Here is a 26,471-nt window from a genome sequence, read left to right as displayed (position 1 = left end):
CTAGGAGACTCGTCTGATTTTGCCTATATTTCTTCTATAATTTTGTCATACATACCACTTATTTTTATAAATTTTTTCTTACAAAGAAAGATAATTTTTAAGAAAGACGGTATTTTTGTAAAATTCTTACTCTCAAATATTTTTATTATGTTGTTAATTTCCTCTATATCTCCATTTTCTCGACAATTAATTTCCTCTATATTTGGCCTACACTATGGTGATTATTTCGGCCTTATTGCCACAGTAGCATTTCTATCCATACCGTCTTTTCTTATTGTTAAATTTTGGGTCTTTGAAAAATATTAGTTACGTAATGAATAGATTTTTATATAAGCATAACCCTATCATTCTCATTGCTTTAGTTTCATTGCTAATTAGAGCGGTTGTGTATTTTCTTTCTGATTTTACAAGTATAGATGGCGGCCACTTTAAGCATAGTTACTATAACGCTTTAAATAACCATTTTTTTGAATATTTGTATAGTGCAACCGTACAATCTCCGTTGATAACAGTAATCGATGCAATGCTGGTAAATCTATTTAGCTATGATGTTATATTAAAATATAAAGTTTTGCTTTTATTCTCTTTTGTTTTGGATGTAATAGCAATTGTCCTAATATATTCAATTATCATTAGATTTGTTAATAGTTATTATGCTATCTTTTTTATTTCCTTACTGTCTATTTCTTTAATCCCATTTGAGTTTTGGAGGTTAGGTCTGCATTATGACCATTACAATTTGTTTTTCACTAGTTTTTTTCTATTTACACTTTTGAATTACATAATGGATGAGACAAAGTTTTCAGTTTATATACTATCCTTCTCATCAATATTGCTTGCTTTACTTTTTCCAATAAACATTGTAGTGGTGCCTATTTGTTTGGCATTATTAGGCTTATTTAAAACCATTAATAGAAATATTTCTACATCCATAATTAACGTTAGCCTAATTCCTGTAGTGAGTGTTATGTTGGTTATTGCCTCCTTTAGCGTTAAAAATTACAGCCTAAATAAAGACTTTAATCATAGCTCTAAAAGTGGTGTGTCAATGATGCAGGTGGTTTCTCGTTCATTTTTACATGACCCTGTAAAGCTACGAGAGTTTATTGTTAAATCCAATGCGTCAAAAATGTTTGTCTGGTGTTTTGATAATCCAACTTATAGTGAAAGTGATTTAATATACCTTGCTAGACATTGGGGCATGTGTTTTCAAGAGGAGGAAAATAATAACAGTGCCAAGTTTAATTTTAGTATTGACAATATGGTTGATGCAGTAACAAAAATTGGATCTAAAGAACAAGTTTCAAGCTTGTTGTATGATCAACATGTAATCAATGATAAGCCATATCTTTTATCCGGCTATGCTCCAGAATATTCTCTTAGATGGACATCAATTTGGGGTGCCGAAGTTCGAGATTTGTATTTGACAGCTATTCAAGAAAACTCGCTAGGCATGTTATACATAATTGCCAAACAAGCCGCTGTTTATTCTTTATACGGCCCATTTTTTCCGTATGAGGTTTTGTGGAGATCTGAAGATTCACATTGGAGTGAATTAGAGGCTTTGTCTAAATTTTCAATGGCATCAATAAAGATTCCATTTCAGGGTTTTATTGGTATAGCAGCTATAATTTTTGGGTGTCTGATATTTGTTAGCTATTTACTAATATTATTAAATTTCTTCACTTACTTATTTAGAGTTGTTTTTTCAAGGTCATTAAATATTTCAAAGTATGATTTGTTTTTACTAATATTAAGCACCGTTATTTTTCTAAATCTGATTGTCTATAGCACACTTGTAGGTGGGGAGCATTATCGATACTTTATGCATTCTCTAGCATATGTATTTATCGGTGGTGTACTGATCTTTCGTAAATTTAGGTTGTAATATTTTTTTAACAAGTATGATCAAATCTAATAGAAACACCACCTATTCTAAGAAAAAGAATATTGTGCCAACATCTAATGATGCTTTAAAAGGTAAACCTGCGCCCGATCACATACTGCATGCAATGTCAGAACTAAACATGAATGCTTCTGTTACGCTTTATATAGGTGATATCGATGTTGATTATGAGGCTGCAAAGCGTACCCATGTAAATTATTCACATGCTTTGTGGAGATACGGTGTTTATGATGATGAAAATATAATAAAATTAGAGAATATTACACAATTAATGGATATTATTTTAAATGAGTGATAATCAAGTGGTGGTTATTCTGCCAGCATATAACGAAAGACTGACATTTTAGAGTTTGATAATAATTTAAGTGTTGAATTAATATTAAAAAAAGCGATTTAATGATAAGCAAGACAATAAGAAATTTACTTTTAGACCCGAGGGTTAAAGATATTAGTCTTGATAGAGATGGTGTGGACCTAATAAGAGTGCAATTACTATGATTAAAAATCTTAAAAAATATAAGGAGCAAAGACAAGAATAATGCTAATTAAGTTGATTCAATTCCTTAAGTTAATAAAGCCTGCTAAATTTGTTTATTTTAAGATGCATAAGAAGTTTACCAGGTTCTTCTGGGCTAATTCATGGGGGGCGAAATGGCACAATGAAAGAGATGAAAATGATTTTGAGCTATTTGCAGAATGTGTTAGTGGCAATGTTAAACATGATAATTTTAGCGAAATTATAGAGATTGGGTGTGGAGCTGGAAATTTTATAAACATCTTAAGTAAAAAGATTGAAAATTGTAAGAAGTTTATCGGAATTGATATAAATAAAAAACAAATTCAGAAAAACATTGAAAAATATCAAGGTAGAAAATATGTTGACTTTGTGTATGCAGATATAGAAGATTATATTTGTAAAGCAAAACTGGGAGATAATATTTTATTTACATCTCAAAACACTCTAGATTATCTTACGCAAGATCGATTAGAGTTTATATTTGAGTTGATTTATAAAACTTTTGACCAAGTTGAAATTGCCGTTAGCACACACAAAAAGCATGCAAATTTAAAGAGTAGCGCTCTTAATGAGGCGCATAACTTTACCAATTACCATCATAATTATTTGCTTTTATTTAAAAATGCCCATTACAATGTAAGGTCTATTGATTTTGACCTGATGAAAGGGATGGTTGTAATATTTGCAAGTAAGAATTAATAAGTAAAAATCTTTAAACAAAAACTCAAGGTTTGGAATATTAGGAATATCTAAATGGAAATTATTAATCAGAAATATAAATCACTCTCAAAGTTTAAAAATGATTTTTTTAGTGCGAGTCCGTTCCCCTATCTCATTCTTGATGACTTTCTTGACACGGAATATTTTAAGGTATTAACTGAAACATTACAGCAAAATAATGATATTCTAATGGGTAAAAACTTCACATCTGGTGTCGAGTCGAATAAGTCTATCAGTACAAATTCTCAGTTACCTGATCTGGTATCGAACATCGTAGATGAATTAAATACACAAAACTGGGTCGATAATTTTAAAAAGCTAAGCGGTATTGAAACTCTTGTCGCTTCTAATTCAAAGCTGGCAAATTATCACGAGATGGAATCTGGTGGTTTACTTGGCCCTCATGTAGACCACTCTTCTGAGCCGAATCTTGGTTTACCGCATGTTCTAAATATTATTATTTATCTTTCATCTGATTGGGAGGTCGACTTTGGTGGATCTACAATATTTTTTAATCCAACTGGCGTCGAGGCAAAATCGAAAGTGGAATATATACCAAACTATAACACCCCAATAAATTAAGACAACAATCTAAAATTTCTTATTTCGAACGAGTTAAACTTAACCCAACAATTCGGAGTAAAAAACGTACAACCTACAGCTCAGCATTTAAAACAAAATTAGTACTTGAACTATTACAAAATGCAGATACCCTGGCAGAGATTGCCAGCAAGCATAACATTCTTCCACAAAACCTAGTGAACTGGAAGAAGACCTTCCTTGCCAACGCAGAGATTGCTATGGAGCCCTCTAAAGCAGTTAAAGAGTACAAGGAGGAGCTTATTAAATCACAAGAGAAGAACGAGCGCTTAACAGCGCTGGTAGGTAAAGTAACCGTAGAGAAGGAATGGTTAGCAAAAAAGCTAAAAAGCTTGGGCTCATCTAAACTAAAACAATTAGTTGATCTCAAGCCATCACCAGCATCTATCTCTATTAATCATCAATGTCAGCTGCTTGGCATTAACAGAAGTGGCTTGTATTACAAGCCACGAGTTAACCACGCCAAGCAAACAATTAAGAGTCATATCACCAAGGTGTTTGAACAGATACCCATTTACGGCGAGAAGAAGGTGCATCAGCAACTGCTTGAGGATGGTATCAAGGTCAGCTTAAATACGGTAGCTCGCTACCGTCAAGAGTTGGGCTTAAAGGCTGTATTGGCCGTTAAACAAGTCAATACAACCATGCCAATCAAAGAGCATAAGAAATACACCTATAAGCTCAGAGGGCTTAATATTAGCCATGCTAATCATGTCTGGAGTACCGACATCACCTACATCAAGATTGCCGGTGGCATGGTCTATATGGCAGCCATCATTGATTGGCACAGCAAAGCTGTGCTATCACACAGAATATCTAACACCATGGATGTTCAGTTAGTGATGAGTGTGCTCAATGATGCACTAGCTAAGTATCCATATCCAGAGATCTTTAACACCGATCAAGGTAGCCAGTACACCAGTGAGATACACACTCAAAGGCTTAAAAATCTAGGTATTACTATATCCATGGATGGTAGGGGTAGAGCCACAGATAATATCTGCATTGAGCGCTTCTGGCGAAGCGCCAAATGCGAAAGAATCTATTTGAACGAATACCAAAATATCAATGAGTTAACCACTGATGTAGATGACTATATTGAGTTTTACAACCATCGAAGATTCCATCAAACGCTAGACTACAAAAAACCAATGGACGTGTACCAAGAAAGTATAAAATTAAACCAGAATAAGAAGAAGGCCTCTTAGGATGTTCTATATAAGAAATTTTAAAAAGTTGTCAGAGGTTTTGGGGTGATAAATATGTTATGAAAATTATTGAAAGTATTGGCGTTAAACTGCCCGTATCCAGCGACAATTTAAGTGGATTTATTGCCAATCAAAAATATTCAGTTAAGTCTGATATTGTGGAGTTTAGCGACGACTACAGTTTAGATTTAATAATAAAAAAAGCTGTTTAATGTTAGCAGTACGTGAATTTTTTTATTTTTTAGTTAACGGGTCTATTTTAGGGGTTGTTTTACTAATATTAAGCACCGTTATTTTTCTAAATCTGATTGTCTATAGCACACTTGTAGGTGGGGAGCATTATCGATACTTTATGCATTCTCTAGCATATGTATTTATCGGTGGTGTACTGATCTTTCGTAAATTTAGGTTGTAATATTTTTTTAACAAGTATGATCAAATCTAATAGAAACACCACCTATTCTAAGAAAAAGAATATTGTGCCAACATCTAATGATGCTTTAAAAGGTAAACCTGCGCCCGATCACATACTGCATGCAATGTCAGAACTAAACATGAATGCTTCTGTTACGCTTTATATAGGTGATATCGATGTTGATTATGAGGCTGCAAAGCGTACCCATGTAAATTATTCACATGCTTTGTGGAGATACGGTGTTTATGATGATGAAAATATAATAAAATTAGAGAATATTACACAATTAATGGATATTATTTAAATGAAAATTATTGGCGTTATCCCTTGCCGTTATCAATCATCTCGCTTTCCTGGAAAATCGCTAGCACTCATAAATGGCAAGCCAATGATGTGGCATGTGTATCAACGAGCACTTGAGTCTAATATTTTAGATGAGGTTTATATCGCAACAGACGATCAGCGTATTGTTAAAGTTGCTAATGAGCATAATTTAAAAACGGTAATGACTAGCAACAAGCATGAAACTGGCACTGATAGAGTGGCAGAAGTTGCCAGTCAAATACAAGCAGATTATTATATCAATATACAGGGGGACGAGCCTTTCATTGAGCCTGAAGCGATTAAGTTAGTAGCGCAAGCTATTATTGATTGTGACAATCCATTAGTGCAAGCAGCCAATGCTTATACATCTATGCAAGACATTAGCGATGTGGTTGATACAAATACGGTTAAGGTGATTATGGATGTTAATCAACGGGCACTGGCGTATTCTCGACAGCCTATTCCCTACCCTAAGGCAAATACTGCAAAATATAGCAAACAATTAGGCTTGTATGCCTTTAAACAAAGTGGACTGCAAGTATTTAGTGAAAATTTACCTGCTGGTTTGGAAAAGGTTGAAGGTGTAGAAATGTATCGTCTGCTTGAGCATGGCTATAGTATTCAAATGGTTAAAACTAACGATGTCTCTATTTCAGTTGATACGCCAAGCGACTTAAAGCGGGTTCAAAAGAAGTTTGCTAGTGCTTAATACTTCACTTTTTGATAAAGTACTTATTCACAAAGACAGCAATCAATATATTGTTGCTAATACCTATTTACATGTGCTTAATGCACATCCAGAATTCTTAAAAAAATACAATCTATCTAAGCAAGTAAAGATTTGGTTCTTTGTAAAGTCTAGACTAGTTTCTGTGATTGGAATACTTCAGTCTATTCTTAATAAAAAACATTACAACACTCAAAAACAAAATTTTCAGTCTGATATCTTGTTTGTATCCCACTTGAATAATAGTCAGCAAATGTTGAGAGATAGTGATGATTACTTTGGAGATTTACCAAATCAGTTGTTGCAACACGGCAAGGATAGTAGCATTGCCTTAATTAACCATATTAAGATGAACAATCAGAGAACATCTCGTGTGTGGAAAGATTGCAAAGTTCATAGGTTTATATTAAATTCAAGTTTAGATTTTTTATCAGAGATAAAACTTCACTTCTCTCAAAGAAAAGCTAAAAAACAATTAAAGTTGATTCTAAAGGATTTGAGAATAAACAAAGCGCTTGTAAAAGATATATTGCACCATCATTTGTCGTCTGAAACTTTTAACACGCTTAGAATTGCTATGCAAGTGGCAGATATTGTTAGAAAAACAGGTGCAAAATTTATTGTTACCACCTATGAGGGTTATGCTTGGGAGCGCTTAGTTTATTATTACGCAAGAGAGGCTAATCCTGATATTAAGTGTTTTGGTTATCAACATGCGGCAGTGTTTAAGCATCAACATGCTATCAAACGCCCGTTGGAGGAAAAATACAATCCTGATGTCATACTAACTTCTGGAATAATTGCAAAAGATATATTTGAGAAAAGCCAAATTGAAAGTGGTAAAATTGCTTGTTTAGGGTCTTACAAGCATCGAACGCCTAATCTAACTACAGGTGAAGCTCAGTGTTGTTTAGTTGTACCAGAAGGGCTTGTTTCAGAATGTTTGATATTGTTTAAACTAAGCTTGGGATATGCTAAGCAATATCCAGATCAGCAGTTTATTTGGCGTTTACACCCGTTATTAAATTTTGATGATATAAGAAAACATGGCGTTTCTTTAAATAGTCTGCCTAGCAATATACATCTTTCAGAGAATAGCTTGGATGACGACATTCAAAAATGTGACAGTGCTTTGTATCGTGGTTCTACTGCAATAGTGAATGCTATCAATGCAGGGTTAAAACCTATTTATTATAAACAATCAACTGATGAGTTGAGTATTGACCCTATTTATCAACAGAAACAAGGTAAAGAAACTGTTCAAAATCAAAATGAGTTACATTTGGCTTTTAACAAAAATATTGATGCAAAAACTAGACAAGCTTTACAGGATTTTGCACAGGATTTTTATACGCCTTTGAATGTTAATGCTTTATTAAATGAAATAGTTTGTTAAAACAAGGGTGTTAGTTTTTATAAGGATTTACGAGCGAGTATTATTAAGGATATCAAATGAAAGAAAACGCAATAAAAACATCTGCATTACAGAAAAGAATTTCATCGCAGAATAATCAGACAGTGGATTTAAATGAATGGGTCTTTAGTAGATTAGAGGTTAAAGACAATCCAAAAATTTTAGAGCTCTGTTGTGGTACAGGTGCTCAAACCAAGTATTTAGCTAAGCTTATGGGTGGGGGTAGTTTGGATTGTGTTGATATTAATCAAGAGACAGTTGAAGAAAACCGCAATACGGCAGGTAAAGATAATATTATTTATCATGTGTCTAGTATTGATAAAGTGGACAGATATGTATCAGAGTCAGTAGATTTGATTTTTACAGCGTATGGATTTTATTACAGCAAAGATCCGGTTGCTTTACATAGCGAGTTATATAAAAAATTGAATAAAGATGGAAAGTTCGTTCTTGTTGGTCCAGTGCTTGGAAATAATGCAGAGTTATATGAGATTTTGGGTCAGATAGGCGTGAAAGTACCTGATGATATGTTTTTTGCTAGTGAGGAGTTTATGTTGGTAATGGAGAGGGAGTTCCTTAACTGTTATGGCAATGTTAATTTTAATAGAGTGTTGAATAGAGTGAAATACTCGTCTTTTGGTGATTTGCTTAATTATTGGAGAAATACAACATTCTATGATGCAAGCAAAGAAGAGGAGTTTTTATCTGCAGCAAAGAATTTTTATGATGGCAATATTATTGTAACCAAGTCTATTTCTTATTTGGAAGGGTATGCATAAGAAAAGATAGAGTTTAAATAGGCACTATATTAATAGGTGCCACGTTCTAGGCGAAATGCCTCTGAGAATTTAACTCCATTCTCTAGACCTCTGTAGTGAGCTAGTGTATGCAGCCCCTTATCGGATCTTGGAAAAGGAAACTCTCTGTTTTCACTAGCATAACAAGACCATGCCTCCATTTTTTTATCCCAGTATTTTTCTATATCTACGAAGGTATTAGGGTTGAATGTTGGGTTGAATTTAAAAGAGCCACTGCAAATAATTTCAAAAGAGTAGATTTCCTTAGGAATAGAGTCTCGTGTTGGTCGGCAAGCAACTTCAACTGCATTGTAGGTTATTTTATGGTCAATATTAACTTCAGACTCATTGTGAGTAAGAAGTATAGTTGGATTAAAATTTGATATATATTCTTCTATTTCCTTAACTAAGCTTAATAAGGAATATTGGTCAAATTGAGTACACAGCCTATCCCCGAATTGAAATTGATCGATTTTCAAAATTTCTAATGCGCAATGACTTTCTTTGATTCTTTGTCGGGTTTGATTTTTGAATTTTTGGCTATCGTATTTACCGATAGGAAATCGAGCTGAAATTCCTTCGCCCAAAAATAAAACTGCAACAGTTGCACCCGCTTCTTTGGCTTTTAAAATTGTGCCGCCACAACCTAAAACTTCATCGTCTGGATGAGCTGCAACAACTAGTAACCTTGTATTATTATTAAAATTCAATTTGGTTTCTGTGAAAAAATGTTATTTGAATTATAGTGTAAATCTATTTATATATGTAAAATCCGATACAATATGGCTATTGTTAAGCAAAAAGTATTTTGTCTTTGAATCAAAACCAATGAATTAGATATTTTTTTAGGGTCATGACAACTTAAGCATGTTTAAAAACCTGTTAAAGTACCGTCATGAAAGTAAAAAACAAGTATGTGATTCGTTCACGTATTTCAGAGGCCAAATTTAGGCAAATAATTTTGTTGTTTTCTGAGGATTTGAGTGCAACTCAAATCTCTCATTTAACAAGTTTAAGCAGGCAAACAATTAACAAATATTTAACTGCTATTAGACTTAGAATTTTAGAGTTATCTTTGCTTCAATCTGATACTTTAGTGGGTCAGATTGAAGTTGACGAAAGTTATTTTGGCGCACGGCGCGTCCGCGGAAAACGCGGCCGTGGCGCCAAGGGTAAAACAATAGTATTTGGTTTATTGAAACGTGGCGATCAAGTGTACACTGAAATAGTTCCAGACTGTAGTAGCGCCACCCTGCAAAGGATTATCAAGGGTAAGACTAGTATTGATAGCGTTATTCATTCAGATGGATGGCGCGGGTATAATGGGCTTGTAGATTTTGGTTATAAGAAGCACTTTAGAGTGCATCATAGTAAGAATGAATTTGCCAGAGGTAATTCACATATTAATGGAATTGAATCATTCTGGGGTTATGCTAAAAATAGATTGGTAAAGTTTAAAGGAATGGATAAAAGTATGTTTAATTTACACTTAAAAGAATGCGAATTTAGATTTAATAATCGCAAGCAAAATATTTATAAAGTTTTGCTTGGAATGTTTAGAAAAGAGTCGCTTAAGTTGTCATGACCCTTTTTTTAATTAGGTCTAAGGGCTAAAATCAAGCATAGTAATGAGTTTACAGTCTAAAATATATATAGCAAAAAAAACTTAACTATTTTTTTTATTTTTCTGTTTTGGTTTAGAGTTGTATGAATATATCGGTTGTTATTCCAAGTTTAGGGGGTAATCTTTGCAATACTTTGGATAGTATTAATTCAAGCAGTGTTTATCCTGATGAAATCATTATTTGCCTTCCAAATGATTCGCACTCTGTAAAGAATAGTGATAGGTATAAAAATGTAACTGTTATCTATGCAGAGCGCTATGGTCAAGTGTATCAACGTATTGTTGGGTTTCATCAGGCAAAGGGTGACTATATTTTTCAGGCAGATGATGATATATTGCTTGACAATCAGTGTCTGGAAAAACTTGTTAGTTCGCTTAAAGGATTACCAAGAGTATCCACTGTATCACCGTGTTTGTTTAATATTAATGGCGAGCCATTTTATAAGAATAGCAAAACCACCTTATTGGCAACTTATTATTATTTAGTCAATGGCAGGCATGGGTATAAACCTGGCGGGGTAACTCTTGCTGGTACCAATATTGGCGTTAATCCAGACGATGTAACATCGAACTTGGTTAAAGTTGAATGGCAGCCAGGCGGCTGTGTGCTGCATAGAAGAGAAAATCTTGTTTTGGAAGATTTCTATCCTTATAAAGGAAAAGCATATTGTGAGGACTTAATACACTCCTTCTTATTAAGGCAGGCAGGTGTAGGTTTATTTGTAAATACACATGCCAAATGTACAGCATTTTTAAACCCTAGGCCTTCTTTATTAAATGAGCTTGTTCCGGACTTTAAGATTAGACTGTACTTTGTTAATATGGCAAGTCTTAGTAGGGTTAGAATGCTTATTCATTATATGATTTATATCATCCGATCAATAGTAATTACTTTTGTAAGTAAAAAATAATTCAATATATTAGTTTTAGGTATATATGTGTGGAATAGCTGGAATTTTAGTAAAAAATAGAATGAATTACAGTGGTGATTTATCAGAACAAGTGACTCATATGTCTACAGCTATGATTAGTCGCGGTCCTGATGATGGCGGAGTGTGGATAGATAAAGCAGCAGGTGTTGCATTGTCACATAGAAGGCTATCAATTGTAGATCTTTCGCCTGCTGGGCATCAGCCTATGGAATCAGTATCAGGTAGATATACTATAGTTTTTAATGGTGAAATATATAACCATAAGGAGATACGGTACAACTTGAGAGATAAAGTGAGTTGTTGGCGCGGGCATTCAGACACTGAAACTTTGTTAAATGCAATTGAAGTGTGGGGGCTAGAGCCTACCTTAAAGAAATGCGAGGGAATGTTTGCTCTGGCTGTATGGGACCGTGCTAAATCAATCTTAATGTTGGCGAGAGATAGGCTTGGTGAGAAGCCACTTTATTACGGATGGCAAGGTGAAGGAGTCAATACAGTCTTTTTATTTGGCTCTGAATTAAAAGCATTACGCAAACACCCATCTTTTAAGTTTGATATTAATCGTGATGCAATTAATTTATTGCTGAGACATAATTGTATACCAGCACCTTATTCTATCTACAATAAAATATCGAAGTTGATGCCGGGAACTATACTCTCGATTTCGATTAATGATACAGAGCCTAAAATATCTGAATATTGGTCTCTAAAAGAAGTCGCCATGAAGGGATTGAATAACTTGCATAGTGGTGGTGATACCGAGGTTGTTAATGGGTTGGAGGACGTTCTAAAGCAATCAGTTGAGCAACAAATGGTTGCAGATGTGCCATTAGGTGCCTTTCTCTCTGGGGGGGTAGATTCAAGTTTGATTGTTGCTTTGATGCAACAACAATCAACCCAACCTGTTAAGACATTTACAATCGGTTTTTCTGATGATTTGTATAATGAAGCAAAGTATGCCAAGGAAGTGGCAAAATATTTGAATACTGACCATGCTGAGTTATATGTATCTCATCAGGACGCTATAAATGTTATCCCAAAGTTGCCTAAGATTTATGATGAGCCTTTTTCAGATTCTTCTCAAATTCCGACTTTTCTTGTTTCACAACTTGCTAGAGAGCACGTAACAGTTAGTTTATCTGGGGATGCTGGAGATGAGCTATTTTGTGGTTATAATCGTTACTTATTAACTGATCAGCTATGGGGGAAGCTATCTATGCTACCAGTATCTATGCGTCGTGGTTTGGCGAGCATGATGACCACACTTTCTCCAGAAGCTTTTAATAAATTCCTTGGATTCTTGCCTTACAACAGAGTTGGAGAAAAAATACATAAGGCTGCAAGTGTTATGGAATCATCCTCAATTGATGAATTGTATTTGCGAATAGTTTCACATTGGAATAATCCTGAGTCTATTGTTTTAAATAGTAGAGAACCTATTACACAACTAACCAGTGCTACTTCGAATATATCACGATTAAGTCAAATTCAAAAGATGATGTTAATGGATACATTAACATACCTTCCTGATGATATTTTAACTAAGGTTGATAGGGCTGCAATGGGAGTGTCGTTGGAAACAAGAATTCCATTTTTAAATCATAATGTTGTGGAATATGCATGGCGCATGCCTATGATTTTTAAAGTTCGTAATGGTGAAAGTAAATGGGCATTGCGACAGATTCTGTATAAATACATTCCTAAAGAAATGATCGAAAGACCTAAGATGGGGTTTGGTGTCCCAATTGATAGCTGGTTACGTGGCCCATTAAGAGAGTGGGCTGAAGAATTACTAGATGAGTCTAGGTTGAGGCAGGAGGGTTTTTTCAATCCTGAGCAAATTCGACAAAAATGGAGAGAGCATTTATCAGGAACAAGGAACTGGCAACATCAATTATGGGATGTTTTAATGTTTCAAGCATGGCTTGAGGAGCAGTAGAGTTGAACAATAGAAAGCTACTTTTTATTGTTAATGTGGATTGGTTTTTTATTTCACACCGTCTGCCTATTGCTCTTGAAGCCATTGACAAAGGGTACGAAGTTCATATTGCAACGACAATTACAGATAGACTTGATTTTTTGTTGGATAAAGGGTTGATTGTGCATCCTATAAATCTTCATAGAAGTCAGAGTGGCGTTTTTGCAGTTACATCTGAGTTCTTAGAAATTTTTTCTTTGGTCCGTAAAATTTCACCTGATATTGTTCACCTAGTTACTATTAAGCCAGTATTACTAGGAGGTTTAGCCACACGTCTGTTAAACACACCTTCGGTCGTATCGGCAATCTCTGGACTTGGTTTTGTTTTTATGAACAATGGATTTACAGCTTTGTTACGACGCAAGGTGGTTTCAGTTATATATCGCTTAGCACTAGGGCATTCTAACCAGAGAGTAATTTTTCAAAATATTGATGACAAAAAACAACTGTCTAAATTGACAAGCCTATCTCTTGATAATTCAACTATAATTCAGGGCTCTGGGGTAAATTTGTCTCTATATAAAGTACTACCGCCACCTAACGGATTGCCGATTGTATTGCTTGCAGCAAGGCTACTGGTTGATAAGGGGGTTAGGGAATTTGTCCATGCTGCAGAATTGGTTAATAAAACCAAAGTGCTTGCACGTTTTGTTCTGGTTGGTGAGATTGATAAGTTTAATCCTGCTTCAATACAAGAGCAAGAGTTATTAATATGGAAAGAAAATGGTTTGGTTGAATTGTGGGGATACAGGAATGATATGGAAAGTGTATTATCAAATGCAACCATTGTTGTTTTGCCATCATATCGAGAAGGCTTTCCAAAAGTGTTGGTTGAAGCGGCATCATGTGGTCGTGCAATAATTACAACAGATGTGCCGGGTTGTCGTGATGCGATTGAAAAAGATGTGACAGGATTATTGGTACCTGTGCGTAATACCAAAGCTCTTGCAAAGGCAGTTTCTGAGTTGTTGAATGATTCAAGTCACTGTAAAAAAATGGGTATTGCTGGGAGAGAAAGAGCTGAGAGACTGTTTGATATAAAAAAAATAGTGGTAGAACACATAAATATCTATAAACAAATATCATGTAACAGAAGGCATAGAAATACATAATGTCAAGCAAGAAGATTTTAATAACTGGCGCAACTGGATTTATTGGGCAACAGCTATTGTCTTATTTAAATTTTAGCAAACAATTTGATAGTGGTGATATTTCTTCAATTAAGATTATTTCCCGTAATATCCACCCAATTCATGAAACAGTAGTTTGTGACTTGCAGTGTGAAAATATTCCTAATGATATTATGAATGATGTAGATACGGTGTTTCATCTTGCTGGTTACGCCCATGATTTTCGCGAACCCTCAAAGTCTAAGAATTTATATCACACTCTAAATGTAGGCGCAACACTTCGATTGGCTGAATTAGCGGTTAAGTCAGGCGTAAAACATTTTGTTTTTATTAGTAGTGTTAAGGCTGGTGGTAAATTATTTACTAATAAGTGTGCGAATGAAATAGATCAAGGTATGGCAGATAATATTTATGGCCAAACAAAGAGAGAGGCAGAAATAAAGCTATTAAATATTGGTCGAAATTCTAATATGCACGTGTCTATAATTAGACCTTCATTGGTATATGGGCCAAATGCTAAGGGAAATTTAAGGCTAATGCTGTCATTGATCAATAAAGGTTTATTTCCGCCTATACCAGATACGCAGAATCGTAAATCCATGATTCATGTTAATGATTTAGTTCGAGCAATTATGCTAGTTGCTAAAGATGAACGTGCCAATGGAGAGATATTTATAGTAACCGATGGTAAGCCATATTCTTCGCGTGATATTTATAAAGCTATGTGCATTATAGCTGGGAAGTCAATTCCAAAATGGAATGTACCTAAGTTTATAATTGGCATTGCTGCCAAAATAAATCCTAAAATTAAATACAAGCTTGACAAGTTATTTGCTGATGAGTGCTACTCCTCTGAAAAAATAGAGGCATTAGGGTTTAAGGCTAAAAGAACCTTGAAAGATATGAATAAAACATCTTTTTGATTTGTCTTTTGCTGTAGGTTCATTTTATAGGTCAACATGCTATTTATCGATTATTTGAATTTCATATTGGTCATGAGGTATTGCGAAATATCTGTTAAAGCTCGTATGATAATACCGGTATTATACCGGTATTATATAAGGAAATATTAAGGGCCAAAGTTTAATTAAAATGACAAGTTTAATATACAATAATTTATTTATATATAGATTGCTAATGAATGTTTTGTATTTGGGGAAGTATACTGAAAGGTTTGATGATATTATCAAACTCATCGATCCAAAGAAAGAAAAATTCATTACTGAGCTATGTTATGGCGATGTGCATATTGCAGAATGGTGTAAAGCAAATTCGGTAAATTGGACTGGGATTGATATAAACCAAAAATTTGTTAATTTTGCTATTAAAAAAGGGTTTAATGCGATTTGTCTAGACCTTAAAAAGGAAAGCGCATTCCCAGCAGTTGATACTGTTATTATTGCGGGATCTTTGTACCACTTTCATGGAATGCTCGATGAATTTCTTTTAAAAATAATGAATTCTTGCTCAAGATTAATTATCTCCGAGCCAATTCATAATTTATCAAATAGTGGTGGCCTTATAGGAAGAATTGCTAGCCATTCTGCTAATGCTGGTAATGGTGCTGAAGAGTTTCGTTATGATAAGAAAGAGCTAATTAAGACACTAGCGGAGTTATGTGGAAATCGCTGGATATTACACATTGTCAATGATCAAAAAAGAGATATTATTTTGGAGGTAACATGGAAGTAAGCGTAGTTATTCCGGTATACAATAGTGCATCAATTTTGAAAGAATTATCCAAACAAGTAAATGCCGAGTTGTTACACATTGATTTTGAACTAATATTGGTCAATGATGGAAGTGTCGATGAAAGTTGGTCTGTAATTGAGCAGATTGCGAAAGAATTTTCTACGGTAAAAGGTATATCGCTTGCAAAAAACTTTGGTCAGGATAATGCTATCATGGCAGGGTTAGGTCTTTCATGTGGAAATTATGTCGTTATTATGGATGATGATTTGCAACACTCTCCCTCAGACATTCCTATTTTGTTAGAAAAAATAAAGAATGATTGTGATGTCTGTTATGCCGATTTTAGTGACGATCTCCATCAAGTTTGGTGGAAGAATATTGGAAGTATGCTTAATTCAAAGCAAGCTGAGTTTTTTATAAAAAAACCAAAGCATATTTATTTGTCACCCTTTAAAGTTGTTAACCGTATGGTGGTAGATTCATTGCTTGAATATAAAGGGACATATCCCTATATTGATGGTTTGATATTTCAAATAACCAATTTGGTTTCGCAAGTGCAGGTAAAGCATTTTAATCGTTATAGTGGCACGGGTAATTATAATTTACGGCGATCAATATCGGTATTTTTTAAACATACTACAGGCTTCTCTATAATGCCTTTGAGAATTGCATCATTTTTTGGATTATTGTTATCTATATTGGGCTTTATGCTAGGTGTATATTATATTTATACGTATTATATGTACGGCACGACTGTTGAAGGGTGGACAAGTATTATTGTTTTACAATTATTTATAGGTGGTGCAATTCTATCGTCATTAGGGATTATTGGAGAATATATTGGGCGCTCCTATCTGTCTATTAATCGAAAACCGCAATTTATAGTACGGAAAACTATTAATGATTAAATATTACGGAATTTTGTTACTATCTATATTGTTAACAACAGTAGTGCAAGCTTCTTTAAAGGCTATTTCAGTTAAATATAATGGAAGTTTTTTCGATAGTCTTTTTGATTTCAAGATTTATTTTGTATTATTACTATACGGCATTGCTCTTGTGGCATGGTTTGCTTCCGCATCTAAAATACCATTTACCGTCCTTATTCCAGCCAATATTTTAACTATTGTGCTAGGGGGTTTCATTGGATATTTTTTATTTGGAGAGGAGTTTAGTTTTTATAGAATACTGGCATACTTGATAATTATATTGGGCATATTGGTGTTAATGCTTGATGCTTATAAAAATTAATAGATAGATTTTCAGAATAGTGTAATTATGGAGTATTTGAGTTTGATAGGTATATTTTTATGATCCCCTTTAATAAGCCATATATAGTTGGCACAGAGATGTTAAATATTAAGAAGGTAATCAATAGTCATAAATTAGCAGGTGATTATACGTATACAAAATATTGCCATAAATGGCTTGAAAATTACACTGGCTGCTGCAAGGTGTTGCTCACACACTCATGCACTGCAGCGCTTGAAATGGCAGCAATACTAGCAGATATCAATCCAGGTGATGAAGTGATTATGCCTTCGTATACTTTTGTTTCTACTGCTAATGCTTTTGTTCTTCGTGGAGGGGTTCCTGTTTTTGTAGATATTCGAGAAGACACGCTAAATATTAATGAGCAACTTATCGAGGCCGCAATTACTTCACACACCAAGGCAATTGTCCCTGTTCATTATGCCGGAGTTGCATGTGAAATGGATACAATTTTAGAGATAGCAAGACGTCATAAATTACTTGTTATTGAAGATGCGGCACAAGGTGTTGGTGCGAGCTATAAAGGGCGCGCTTTAGGGTCAATGGGTGATTTAGGTACCTTAAGTTTTCATGAAACTAAAAATATTTCCTCTGGCGAAGGGGGTGCCTTATTAGTTAACAATCCCTCTTTAGTTAAAAGAGCTGAAATAATTAGAGAAAAAGGAACCAATCGTAGTCAATTTGTTAAGGGTCAGGTCGATAAGTATACGTGGGTCGATATTGGCTCTTCATATTTACCTGGTGAAATTGTATCTGCATTTTTATGGGCACAACTTCAAGAGGTTCAAAATATTACAAAAAAACGGATAGAGATTTGGAATAAGTATCACAATGCATTTCATAAATTAGCGCAAGATAAAAAGATAGAAAGACCGTTTATTCCAAATTCTTGTTCTCATAATGCCCATATGTACTATTTATTGTTTAAAAATATTAAACAAAGAATGTATTTTATTGAATCGATGAAGCTTAAAGGTGTGGATTGTTATTTTCACTACATACCGCTTCATTCATCTCCCGGTGGATGGGAGTATGGCCGCATTCATGGAGGTATTTCCAATACTAATGATTTGTCTGATAGATTAGTAAGATTGCCCCTATGGGTTGGTCTTGATGTGGATTATGTAATTAATCAAGTATTAGATGTAATTTCAACTTTTAAAGAAGATAATTTTTAATAATATGACTAAGTATTTTCCTCTTTATTTTATTGCATTTATTTTGTCGTATTTAATAATGCCCAGTGGGCTGCATGGAGATGATTACACAGTCATCAATTCTTTTAATGGATATAGTTTTTGGAATTTTATAGGGCAAACACCGGATGAAGTTGGCTCATTAATATTAAATCCAATTTCATTTTATACTCTTTGGTGGGCTTATGCCGTACTAGGTAATGAATATCAAATAATATACGACCTAATAAAAATTTTATCCTCTGTCATTAGTGTTTATTTAATTTTTAGGTTTTTTAGTGACTATATGTCATATGATAGGGCAATCATTGCATCCTTTATTTTTGTTCTATATCCATTGCATGACACTACCTTATATTGGTATATGACACTTCAATATATATTGGCACCAGCAATCTTGTTGTATGCCCATCACTTAATACGAAATAATAAAATTAGAAAAGGTTTTCTTGTAACTATAGTTGGATCGTTTTTAAGCTATGCCTCTCCTCCTTATTTGTTTGGTTTGACTGTTATATTCTTATATGAAAAAAAACTCAAGAAGGCAATTGTGTTTGCAACTCCAGGAATATTGTATGTGGCGTACTATTTTTGGATGAAGTTTAATTATGCTGGACTTGAGCGCAGAATAAATGCAGATTTAAGTATTTTAGATTTTCTAAAACAAATGCTCATTCAGCCTTTGAGTTTTCTAGAATCAGCAATAGGGCCCTCATATTGGCTAAAGGTGTTTTATGCCATCGAGTCGATAGGTTTCATTTCCATAATTATAATAGCCATGATATTAATATTTTCATTCATAAGAGTTAAGTCATTTTCCAAAGTACGCAAGTTACCAAAATCATTGTATATTGGCCTTATAAGTGTTTTACTTCTTTCATTTGGTATGTTTGCTTTGACTGGTCTTTATAGTCATTCAGCGTTTAATTTGGGGAATAGAACAACTGTTTATGGATCATTATTTATTGCTTTTTTGTTAGCTGCACTTCTGCCCGCCAATAAGAAGTCAGCTATTTTTTTATTAATTATATTTTTAGCGCCAGTATTTGGACTTAGTGATCATTGGAAGAATTGGAATGAAAATCAGAAGGTTGTTATAGAGAATATAAAAAATAATCAAGATTTAAAAGAAATAGAGTCAGATAGTACTTTGATAATAACAGGAAACCTTTATAGTAAGCTTGGTGAACACTCCCATATTGAGTTCTTTAGCATGCCGTGGAACGTCAATGCAATATTTCATAATAATACTAAAATAAAAACTATTGTAGCCATAACTCCTTATACTGAGATCAGAGAGGGCTATCTTGTCGATCCAAAATTTAGCGAAAAGTATTCTTTAAAAAATAAACTATATGTGTATGATAGTGAAAAAAATCTAGTTAAATCAGTATCCTCCAAAGATGTGCCTAGGTTAATTAAACAGCAACCAAAAATAATCAGACACTGGGTTCAATTATTTAAAAATACATGGGTGCAAGATATTATTGTTTGGTTGAGTCCTAGGTTGGTTTATTTATTTAAATAGCTTTTAGTATCAAGTTAGTATTGTTTTTTTAGTCATGATCGTTCGAGCTTAAATAGTGCCCATAAATGAGTGTGGCTTATCTATTAAATTGTAAAAGTTGAGGAATATAAATGAAACACTCTTTTGATTTATTTTTTGGAGTTTTGCTTTTACTATTTTTAGCAGTTCCAATGTTATTCATTTTTATTGCGGTGCGTTTGACATCTAAGGGGTCGGCAATTTATTGGTCACATAGAGTTGGAAAAAATAATAAAATTTTTAAAATGCCAAAGTTTAGATCAATGTTGATAGATACGCCTGTCGTTGCAACTCATTTACTGGATAAACCAAGTTCTTATTTATCTCCAATCGGTGGTTTTTTGCGTCGATCTAGTTTGGATGAATTGCCACAACTGTTCTCAGTTTTAAAGGGTGATATGAGTTTTGTAGGTCCAAGACCTGCACTATATAACCAGGATGATTTAATTGCATTGCGAAAAGAAAAAGGTGTGGATGAGTTGTTGCCGGGAATTACAGGATGGGCGCAAGTTAATGGTAGAGATGAGTTGTCAATTCCTGATAAAGTGGCGTTAGATGTGGAGTATCTAAACCAACAATATTTTTGGGTGGATATGAAAATACTTTGGATGACCTTCTCTAAAATTGTAAAACGTGATGGAGTGTCCCATTGATTAATAAAATTAAAGAAATTTCTAGAATTAACAAGAAGTTGATTATGATGATAACTGACTCTATTGTTATTCAAGCTATACTTCTTTTCTCATTTTCAGTAAGGCTGGGGTATTGGTTTTGGCCAGGAGAGGATTTATTTTGGGTGATAATTGGTGCCCCAATTCTTGCTATTCCAGTATTTGCGCAATTTGGTCTTTATCATGTTATTGTTCGCTTCTTAGGTATGCATGCACTGTGGGCGGTTATTAAGGCTGTATCGTTATATGCACTTCTATGGGGTATTATTGGTTTTATGTCTGCAATAGAAGGCATTCCAAGATCAGTTATATTAATCAATTGGTTACTAGCAATATTATCAATTGGCGGGTTGAGAATGCTGGCGAGATGGATATTGACAAGTGTAGACGATCTGTCTAAGCAAAAAAATGTAATTATTTATGGCGCTGGATCTGCAGGTAGGCAATTATCCAATGCATTGATGCATTCTACTGAGTACAAGCCTGTTGCCTTTATAGATGATGCTAAAGACTTAATTAGTCAACATGTTAACGGCATTAAAGTTTACAGTATTGATCGTGTTGAGTTATTAATGCAAAAATATAATGTAGATGAGATTCTGTTGGCATTGCCTTCAGTATCACATCAAAGGCTCAATGAAATTATTAATTTTTTAGAGCCTTATCCACTACTTGTTCGAACCCTCCCAGGTGTTTCTGAATTAGCGCAAGGAAAAATCAAAGTTGAAGATTTGCGTGAAGTAAGCATTGATGATTTATTAGGCAGGGAATCAGTAAAACCAGAGCAATCTTTACTACAGGAAAATATCAAAGATAAAGTGGTAATGGTTACGGGTGCAGGCGGCTCAATTGGCTCAGAATTGTGTAGACAGATAATAAAACTTGGTGCTAGTAAGCTCATACTATTTGAACAAAGTGAATTAGCTTTGTATGCAATCGATCAAGAGTTGTCTAGGGATCATGTGTTTCCAATATTGGGGTCTGTGGTTAATCAAGATAGGGTAGAAAGAGTGTGTAAGAAATTTGGTGTAAAAACCATCTATCATGCAGCTGCATATAAGCATGTACCAATGGTAGAGTACAATAATACTGAGGGTGTTGTTAATAATACCTTCGGTACATTAAAGTGCGCTCAGGCTGCTATTAATTCCAATGTTGAAGCGTTCGTATTGATATCAACTGATAAAGCTGTACGTCCGACAAATACAATGGGTGCCACGAAGCGAAGTGCTGAAATGATTTTACAAGCATTGTCGGATAATCAGAGTGTCACTAAATTTATTATGGTGCGTTTTGGCAATGTACTTAATTCAAGTGGTTCAGTAATACCTTTGTTTAAAGATCAAATTAAGGCTGGTGGCCCTGTCACTGTTACCAATAGAGAAATCATTAGATACTTTATGACAATACCTGAAGCAGTTGAGTTGGTGATACAAGCTGGCGCTATGGGTAAAGGTGGAGAAGTGTTTGTGTTGGATATGGGTCAGCCAGTTAAAATTTTCGATTTGGCAACCAAAATGATTCATTTAAGTGGATTAGAGGTTAAAAATGAATTAAACCCTGGTGGTGAAATTGAGATTAAGATTGCCGGACTCAGGCCTGGTGAAAAGTTATTTGAAGAGCTATTGATTGGTAATAATGTGAGTAAGACTAAACATCCTATGATTATGAAAGCCGAAGAAGATATGCTACCTTGGAATGACTTAAATATAATCTTAAATTCTTTAGAAAAGGCTGCAATGAATTCCGATCAAAAAGTATTACGATCTCTTTTGATTCAAATTGTTCCAGAGTTTAATCCTCAGTGTGAAATAAGTGATTTATTGTACAAAATATAACACCCCCAACAAATTAATCCTACTTATAACTCTTATCGATTATTATATATATGAAGTACACTAAAAATTTCTATCAAATCAAATCAAACCTTGAGATCTTTGAGCGGCTTAAGGCTGAGCGTGAAACTATTGGCTATTACAATTTGCCGTATCAGGATACAACTGAGATTAAAAAGTATGCGCAGAGCATTACTAAAAAGTATGTTGTTGTTTTGGGCATTGGTGGCTCTAGCTTAGGTGCTAGGGCGATTTATGAATTTTTATTGCCCTCTAATAATTACAGTAAAGACTTACTTTTTTTAGAAACGGTTGACCCGCTTAAAATTAATCATTGCTTAAAAAAGGTTGATTTAAAAGATGCTCAGTTTGTAGTTATTTCAAAGTCTGGCAATACTATTGAAACTATTAGCTTGTTTAAATATTTAAACTCTTTGGTGGAGATTGACAAATCCAATTGCACCATTATTTCAGAGGCTCAAAGTTCACTGACTCAATTTGCCAATGATAATAATATCAAGGTCTTTGACTTGGCTAAAAATGTGGGCGGGCGTTTTTCAGTGTTTAGCGTGGTTGGCTTGGTGCCGCTGGCGATGGTTGGTGTGGATATTGACAACTTGCTTAACGGCTGCAAGCGTGTGGTAGATAGCTTTTTTAAGCAAGAGGAGTACTATAAGCCTATTATTAGAAAAGCCAGGTTTTTGGTTGAAAATAAGAGTCGATTTAATATTAATGTACTTTTTTCCTATTCATCATTATTAGAAAGTTTTAACAAGTGGTACGTGCAACTTTGGGCAGAAAGCCTTGGCAAGGTTAATGTTAATGGTACGCGACAAGCGCTCACACCTATTGGCCTTGTTGGGCCGGTTGATCAACATAGTTTTTTGCAAATGATTATGGATGGTGTGCGTGATAAAACTGTGACTTTTATTAAGATTGATGATTTAAAAGATGGCACAATCATTCCGAAAGATTCATCTAAAAAGTTTGATAATTTGTCATGGGGTTGTGCAGAAGATTTTACTTTTAATGAGTTATTAAATATGCAGGCTGATGCTACGATTCAATCTATTCAAGAGCAAGACGACATTCCTTGTGATGTGATTTCTATTCGTACGGTTGATGAATACAATATTGCTAAAATTATGTTTAGTTATCAATTGTTGGTTTCTTGTATTGGTGCTTTTTTACAAATCAACACTTATGATCAGCCAGGAGTTGAATATGGCAAAATTAATCTAGCTGAAAAATTCACACAAACATCATGACTAAAATTACCAAATGCTTATTTCCAGTAGCTGGTTATGGTACGCGCTTTTTGCCAGCCACCAAGGCTATTCCTAAAGAAATGCTGCCAATTCTTACTAAGCCATTGATTCAGTACGGTGTGGAAGAGGCTATGAGTGCTGGTATGAGAACAATGGCTATGGTTACTAGTAAGTACAAACAAGCGATTGAAAATCATTTTAAGCCGCATGCAGATATAGAAGCCAGCATAAAAGGCACAGCTAAAGCCTCATTACTTGATGAAGTTAACCATGCCTCTGAGCAGTGTGACTTTACTTATATTGAGCAACAGCAGATGTTGGGTCTTGGACATGCTATTTATACCGGCAAACCGCTAATTGGCAACGATCCATTTGCCGTTATTTTGCCGGATGATTTATGTACGAGTGATGGTGATTCAGTACTTTTGCAAATGACTAAACTTTATGAACAGCACCCTGATTGCTGTATTGTTGCCATTGAAGAAGTGCCAATGACGCAGGTGGATAAGTACGGGGTGATTGACGGTGAGTTATTAGAAGGCTTAAATAATGCTTATCGAGTGAATTCTATGGTGGAGAAGCCAAGCCCAGAAGATGCGCCAACCAATCTGGCTATTATTGGCCGTTATATCCTCACCCCTGAAATCTTCGACGTACTTGAAAACACCAGTCCTGATAAAAATGGCGAGATTCAAATTACCGACGCGTTAATGACACTTTCTAAAAAAGGCAAAGTCATCGCTTATAAGTTTCAAGGTGAAAGATTTGATTGTGGTAGCGTTAAGGGCTTTGTTATGGCAACTAATGCTTTTGCTAAATCAGAGGGGATTATCTAACTATTCCACAGTAACCGATTTTGCTAAATTTCTAGGTTGGTCTACATCGGTACCTTTAATAAGCGCCACATGATAACTAAGTAATTGCAAAGGAATAGTGAAGATGATTGGTGCAGTTATTCGCCCTAAGTCAGTTGTGGTAGGAATAATAGTCATACCTTGCATGGGAGCTACTTTTGCGGCCTCATCTTCAAACACAATCATCTCAGACCCTCGTGATTTAACTTCTTGCAAGTTAGACTTAAGCTTATCAAGCAATTGATCATTTGGCGCAATGGCAATCACTGGCGTATCTTTATCAATCAGAGCAATTGGCCCATGCTTGAGTTCACCTGCCGGGAAGGCTTCAGAATGGATATAGCTAATTTCTTTAAGCTTTAATGCACCTTCCATAGCGATAGCATGCATGGTTCCCCTGCCTAAAAATATAGCATTAAATTTATCTTTAAAGGTTTTGGCCAGTTCTTTGATTGGACCTTCTTGCTCGAGTGTTTTTGTAATTAGTCCAGGTAGGCGATTAAGCCCCTCTACAATCTTAGCTTCCTGTTGCTTGGACACTTGTTTGTGACATCTGCCAACTGCGACTGAAAGTAGAGCAAGTGATACTAATTGCGTGGTAAAGGCTTTAGTGCTAGCGACACCGATCTCAGGGCCAGCGTGGGTTAAGAAAGTAAGCTCTGATTCACGAGTTAGGCTAGATTCTGCTGAATTACAAATCGTGAGTGTATGGATACACTTACCCTTGCTACGTTTTTTGACCGCTTTTAGCGCTTCTAGTGTGTCCGCTGTTTCGCCACTTTGAGAGATGGTCACAAACAATGTGTTATCTAGAATAATTGGATCACGATAGCGATATTCACTTGCCACTTCAATATGGGTAGGAATTTTAGCAATATCTTCTAGCCAATATTTAGCCACTAGACCGGCGTTATAACTAGTGCCACAGGCAATAATTTGAATATGCTTAGTATTTTTGAAAATGTCTTTGGCTTGATGACCAAAAGCAGATGAGAGTACAGAGTCTTTAGTGATACGCGACTCTAAGGTGTCACGAATGGCTTGTGGTTGCTCAAAAATCTCTTTAAGCATATAGTGGTCATATTCACCTTTAGATGTTTGGCCACTTTTAAGTTTTGAGGTTTTGACTGCTCGCTCTACTTGCTTGCCATCTTTGTTATAAATAGCCACTGAACTCAAGGTAATGTCAGCGATATCACCCTCTTCTAAAAAAATAAAGTTTTTGGTAATGTCTAACAGGGCCATTTGATCAGAGGCAATAAAGTTGCCTTTATCGCTTAGCCCAATGACTAGGGGTGAGCCACTACGAGCTGCAATAATACGCCCTGGATCTTTAGGGGAGATGACACCAACACCATAAGCCCCTTCAAAAGTAGTGATTGCTTTTTGTGTCGCTCCCAGTAAAGTGTTACTAGTTTCTAGTGCCTTATGGATGGCATGCGCAATGACCTCTGTATCGGTATCTGAAGTAAAGTTATAGCCTTGCGTAAGTTGCTGAGTTTTAAGCTCAAGGAAATTTTCAATAATACCGTTATGAACGACACTAACACTATGATTACAAATGTGTGGATGGGCGTTGCGACTTGAAGGCTCTCCGTGTGTAGCCCAGCGTGTATGGGCAATACCAATAGTGCCATTAAGTGGCACTTGTTTTTCTTTAATGCTGTTTTCTAAATTGACAACTTTACCAACCGATCGAGCGCGATTAAGCTTGTTGTTTTTATCTAAAATCACCACGCCAGCAGAATCGTAGCCACGATATTCTAAGCGTTTTAGTCCATCTACTAATACAGATGTAATATTGTTGTTACAAATACCGCCGACAATTCCGCACATAACTGTTTA

General features: G+C 34.9%; 26 protein-coding genes. 24 read left to right on the top strand and 2 right to left on the bottom strand.

Annotation, left to right across the window (positions count from 1 at the left end; genetic code table 11):
• The first annotated feature begins 313 nt into the window (after window positions 1-313).
• From SP60_RS02105 to SP60_RS02065, 10 genes are all read left to right on the top strand, one after another.
• On the top strand, window positions 314-1,888 hold the full coding sequence (locus SP60_RS02105; protein ID WP_053951068.1) for a hypothetical protein: 1,575 nt from the start codon (window positions 314-316) through the stop codon (window positions 1,886-1,888).
• Between the two features lie 16 nt (window positions 1,889-1,904).
• Window positions 1,905-2,201 (top strand): HAD family hydrolase, encoded by a 297-nt coding sequence (locus SP60_RS02100; RefSeq protein WP_053951067.1) that lies wholly within the window; start codon window positions 1,905-1,907, stop codon window positions 2,199-2,201.
• A gap of 306 nt (window positions 2,202-2,507) precedes the next feature.
• Window positions 2,508-3,122 carry a class I SAM-dependent methyltransferase gene (locus SP60_RS02095; protein WP_158403313.1) on the top strand — a complete coding sequence of 205 codons (615 nt, stop codon included), beginning with the start codon at window positions 2,508-2,510 and terminating at the stop codon, window positions 3,120-3,122.
• A 54-nt stretch (window positions 3,123-3,176) separates the two neighbouring features.
• Entirely contained in the window at window positions 3,177-3,725 is a 549-nt protein-coding gene (locus SP60_RS02090; RefSeq protein WP_053951065.1) for a 2OG-Fe(II) oxygenase, read from the top strand.
• Window positions 3,726-3,739: 14 nt separating this feature from the next.
• A complete protein-coding gene (locus SP60_RS02085; protein WP_144418568.1) occupies window positions 3,740-4,951 on the top strand; it encodes an IS3 family transposase in 1,212 nt (403 codons plus the stop codon).
• Window positions 4,952-5,010: 59 nt separating this feature from the next.
• Window positions 5,011-5,163, top strand: coding sequence for a hypothetical protein (locus SP60_RS08375; protein ID WP_158403311.1), 153 nt, complete (start codon window positions 5,011-5,013; stop codon window positions 5,161-5,163).
• Window positions 5,164-5,382: 219 nt separating this feature from the next.
• Complete coding sequence (locus SP60_RS02080) at window positions 5,383-5,670, top strand: HAD family hydrolase (RefSeq protein ID WP_053951064.1); 288 nt, start codon at window positions 5,383-5,385, stop codon at window positions 5,668-5,670.
• Window positions 5,671-6,399 carry a 3-deoxy-manno-octulosonate cytidylyltransferase gene (gene kdsB / locus SP60_RS02075; RefSeq protein WP_053951063.1) on the top strand — a complete coding sequence of 243 codons (729 nt, stop codon included), beginning with the start codon at window positions 5,671-5,673 and terminating at the stop codon, window positions 6,397-6,399. It begins immediately after the preceding gene.
• Window positions 6,392-7,813 carry a glycosyltransferase family protein gene (locus tag SP60_RS02070; protein ID WP_053951062.1) on the top strand — a complete coding sequence of 474 codons (1,422 nt, stop codon included), beginning with the start codon at window positions 6,392-6,394 and terminating at the stop codon, window positions 7,811-7,813. The genes kdsB and SP60_RS02070 overlap by 8 nt, the downstream gene beginning before the upstream one ends.
• Before the next feature lie 56 nt (window positions 7,814-7,869).
• Window positions 7,870-8,610, top strand: a complete 741-nt coding sequence (locus SP60_RS02065) for a class I SAM-dependent methyltransferase (RefSeq protein WP_053951061.1) — start codon at window positions 7,870-7,872, stop codon at window positions 8,608-8,610.
• A gap of 29 nt (window positions 8,611-8,639) precedes the next feature.
• Here SP60_RS02065 and SP60_RS02060 read toward each other — a convergent pair whose 3' ends face one another.
• A complete protein-coding gene (locus SP60_RS02060) occupies window positions 8,640-9,338 on the bottom strand; it encodes a PIG-L deacetylase family protein (protein WP_053951060.1) in 699 nt (232 codons plus the stop codon).
• Window positions 9,339-9,523: 185 nt separating this feature from the next.
• On the opposite strand from SP60_RS02060, the gene SP60_RS02055 reads away from it, so the two are divergent.
• From SP60_RS02055 to galU, 14 genes are all read left to right on the top strand, one after another.
• Entirely contained in the window at window positions 9,524-10,213 is a 690-nt protein-coding gene (locus SP60_RS02055; protein ID WP_053951059.1) for an IS1595 family transposase, read from the top strand.
• A gap of 122 nt (window positions 10,214-10,335) precedes the next feature.
• Complete coding sequence (locus tag SP60_RS02050) at window positions 10,336-11,163, top strand: glycosyltransferase family 2 protein (RefSeq protein WP_053951058.1); 828 nt, start codon at window positions 10,336-10,338, stop codon at window positions 11,161-11,163.
• 25 nt (window positions 11,164-11,188) lie between these two features.
• Window positions 11,189-13,123, top strand: a complete 1,935-nt coding sequence (gene asnB, locus SP60_RS02045; protein ID WP_053951057.1) for an asparagine synthase (glutamine-hydrolyzing) — start codon at window positions 11,189-11,191, stop codon at window positions 13,121-13,123.
• A 2-nt stretch (window positions 13,124-13,125) separates the two neighbouring features.
• Window positions 13,126-14,274 (top strand): glycosyltransferase family 4 protein, encoded by a 1,149-nt coding sequence (locus tag SP60_RS02040; RefSeq protein ID WP_053951056.1) that lies wholly within the window; start codon window positions 13,126-13,128, stop codon window positions 14,272-14,274.
• Window positions 14,274-15,215, top strand: a complete 942-nt coding sequence (locus SP60_RS02035; protein WP_053951055.1) for an NAD-dependent epimerase/dehydratase family protein — start codon at window positions 14,274-14,276, stop codon at window positions 15,213-15,215. Before SP60_RS02040 ends, SP60_RS02035 begins: the two co-directional genes overlap by 1 nt.
• Window positions 15,216-15,384: 169 nt before the next feature.
• Window positions 15,385-15,984 (top strand): hypothetical protein, encoded by a 600-nt coding sequence (locus tag SP60_RS02030; protein ID WP_053951054.1) that lies wholly within the window; start codon window positions 15,385-15,387, stop codon window positions 15,982-15,984.
• Window positions 15,975-16,892, top strand: coding sequence for a glycosyltransferase family 2 protein (locus SP60_RS02025; protein ID WP_053951053.1), 918 nt, complete (start codon window positions 15,975-15,977; stop codon window positions 16,890-16,892). The genes SP60_RS02030 and SP60_RS02025 overlap by 10 nt, the downstream gene beginning before the upstream one ends.
• On the top strand, window positions 16,885-17,235 hold the full coding sequence (locus SP60_RS02020; protein ID WP_053951052.1) for a hypothetical protein: 351 nt from the start codon (window positions 16,885-16,887) through the stop codon (window positions 17,233-17,235). The genes SP60_RS02025 and SP60_RS02020 overlap by 8 nt, the downstream gene beginning before the upstream one ends.
• A gap of 59 nt (window positions 17,236-17,294) precedes the next feature.
• A complete protein-coding gene (gene rffA / locus SP60_RS02015; RefSeq protein ID WP_053951051.1) occupies window positions 17,295-18,434 on the top strand; it encodes a dTDP-4-amino-4,6-dideoxygalactose transaminase in 1,140 nt (379 codons plus the stop codon).
• 4 nt (window positions 18,435-18,438) lie between these two features.
• Complete coding sequence (locus SP60_RS02010) at window positions 18,439-19,980, top strand: hypothetical protein (protein WP_144418567.1); 1,542 nt, start codon at window positions 18,439-18,441, stop codon at window positions 19,978-19,980.
• A gap of 110 nt (window positions 19,981-20,090) precedes the next feature.
• Window positions 20,091-20,651 carry a sugar transferase gene (locus SP60_RS02005; RefSeq protein ID WP_053951049.1) on the top strand — a complete coding sequence of 187 codons (561 nt, stop codon included), beginning with the start codon at window positions 20,091-20,093 and terminating at the stop codon, window positions 20,649-20,651.
• Entirely contained in the window at window positions 20,648-22,507 is a 1,860-nt protein-coding gene (locus SP60_RS02000) for a polysaccharide biosynthesis protein (RefSeq protein WP_053951048.1), read from the top strand. Before SP60_RS02005 ends, SP60_RS02000 begins: the two co-directional genes overlap by 4 nt.
• 50 nt (window positions 22,508-22,557) lie before the next feature.
• Window positions 22,558-23,772, top strand: a complete 1,215-nt coding sequence (locus tag SP60_RS01995) for a glucose-6-phosphate isomerase (protein ID WP_053951047.1) — start codon at window positions 22,558-22,560, stop codon at window positions 23,770-23,772.
• Window positions 23,769-24,608, top strand: coding sequence for a UTP--glucose-1-phosphate uridylyltransferase GalU (gene galU, locus SP60_RS01990; protein WP_053951046.1), 840 nt, complete (start codon window positions 23,769-23,771; stop codon window positions 24,606-24,608). Before SP60_RS01995 ends, galU begins: the two co-directional genes overlap by 4 nt.
• Here galU and glmS read toward each other — a convergent pair whose 3' ends face one another.
• Complete coding sequence (gene glmS / locus SP60_RS01985) at window positions 24,609-26,462, bottom strand: glutamine--fructose-6-phosphate transaminase (isomerizing) (RefSeq protein WP_053951045.1); 1,854 nt, start codon at window positions 26,460-26,462, stop codon at window positions 24,609-24,611.
• Window positions 26,463-26,471: the final 9 nt, after the last annotated feature.

The organism is Candidatus Thioglobus autotrophicus, from assembly GCF_001293165.1.
In the GTDB taxonomy this organism is placed as follows: domain Bacteria; phylum Pseudomonadota; class Gammaproteobacteria; order PS1; family Pseudothioglobaceae; genus Thioglobus_A; species Thioglobus_A autotrophicus.
The sequence above is the reverse complement of the archived record's forward strand: the minus strand, read 5'-3'. Positions and strand labels throughout refer to the sequence as shown.

Coding starts and splice junctions, on each gene's coding strand:
- SP60_RS02105 (WP_053951068.1), top strand. CDS start 314: ATGAATAGATTTTTATATAAGCATAACCCTATCATTCTCATTGCTTTA.
- SP60_RS02100 (WP_053951067.1), top strand. CDS start 1,905: ATGATCAAATCTAATAGAAACACCACCTATTCTAAGAAAAAGAATATT.
- SP60_RS02095 (WP_158403313.1), top strand. CDS start 2,508: ATGCATAAGAAGTTTACCAGGTTCTTCTGGGCTAATTCATGGGGGGCG.
- SP60_RS02090 (WP_053951065.1), top strand. CDS start 3,177: ATGGAAATTATTAATCAGAAATATAAATCACTCTCAAAGTTTAAAAAT.
- SP60_RS08375 (WP_158403311.1), top strand. CDS start 5,011: ATGAAAATTATTGAAAGTATTGGCGTTAAACTGCCCGTATCCAGCGAC.
- SP60_RS02080 (WP_053951064.1), top strand. CDS start 5,383: ATGATCAAATCTAATAGAAACACCACCTATTCTAAGAAAAAGAATATT.
- kdsB (WP_053951063.1), top strand. CDS start 5,671: ATGAAAATTATTGGCGTTATCCCTTGCCGTTATCAATCATCTCGCTTT.
- SP60_RS02065 (WP_053951061.1), top strand. CDS start 7,870: ATGAAAGAAAACGCAATAAAAACATCTGCATTACAGAAAAGAATTTCA.
- SP60_RS02055 (WP_053951059.1), top strand. CDS start 9,524: ATGAAAGTAAAAAACAAGTATGTGATTCGTTCACGTATTTCAGAGGCC.
- SP60_RS02050 (WP_053951058.1), top strand. CDS start 10,336: ATGAATATATCGGTTGTTATTCCAAGTTTAGGGGGTAATCTTTGCAAT.
- asnB (WP_053951057.1), top strand. CDS start 11,189: ATGTGTGGAATAGCTGGAATTTTAGTAAAAAATAGAATGAATTACAGT.
- SP60_RS02035 (WP_053951055.1), top strand. CDS start 14,274: ATGTCAAGCAAGAAGATTTTAATAACTGGCGCAACTGGATTTATTGGG.
- SP60_RS02030 (WP_053951054.1), top strand. CDS start 15,385: ATGACAAGTTTAATATACAATAATTTATTTATATATAGATTGCTAATG.
- SP60_RS02025 (WP_053951053.1), top strand. CDS start 15,975: ATGGAAGTAAGCGTAGTTATTCCGGTATACAATAGTGCATCAATTTTG.
- SP60_RS02020 (WP_053951052.1), top strand. CDS start 16,885: ATGATTAAATATTACGGAATTTTGTTACTATCTATATTGTTAACAACA.
- rffA (WP_053951051.1), top strand. CDS start 17,295: ATGATCCCCTTTAATAAGCCATATATAGTTGGCACAGAGATGTTAAAT.
- SP60_RS02010 (WP_144418567.1), top strand. CDS start 18,439: ATGACTAAGTATTTTCCTCTTTATTTTATTGCATTTATTTTGTCGTAT.
- SP60_RS02005 (WP_053951049.1), top strand. CDS start 20,091: ATGAAACACTCTTTTGATTTATTTTTTGGAGTTTTGCTTTTACTATTT.
- SP60_RS01995 (WP_053951047.1), top strand. CDS start 22,558: ATGAAGTACACTAAAAATTTCTATCAAATCAAATCAAACCTTGAGATC.
- galU (WP_053951046.1), top strand. CDS start 23,769: ATGACTAAAATTACCAAATGCTTATTTCCAGTAGCTGGTTATGGTACG.
- glmS (WP_053951045.1), bottom strand. CDS start 26,462: ATGTGCGGAATTGTCGGCGGTATTTGTAACAACAATATTACATCTGTA.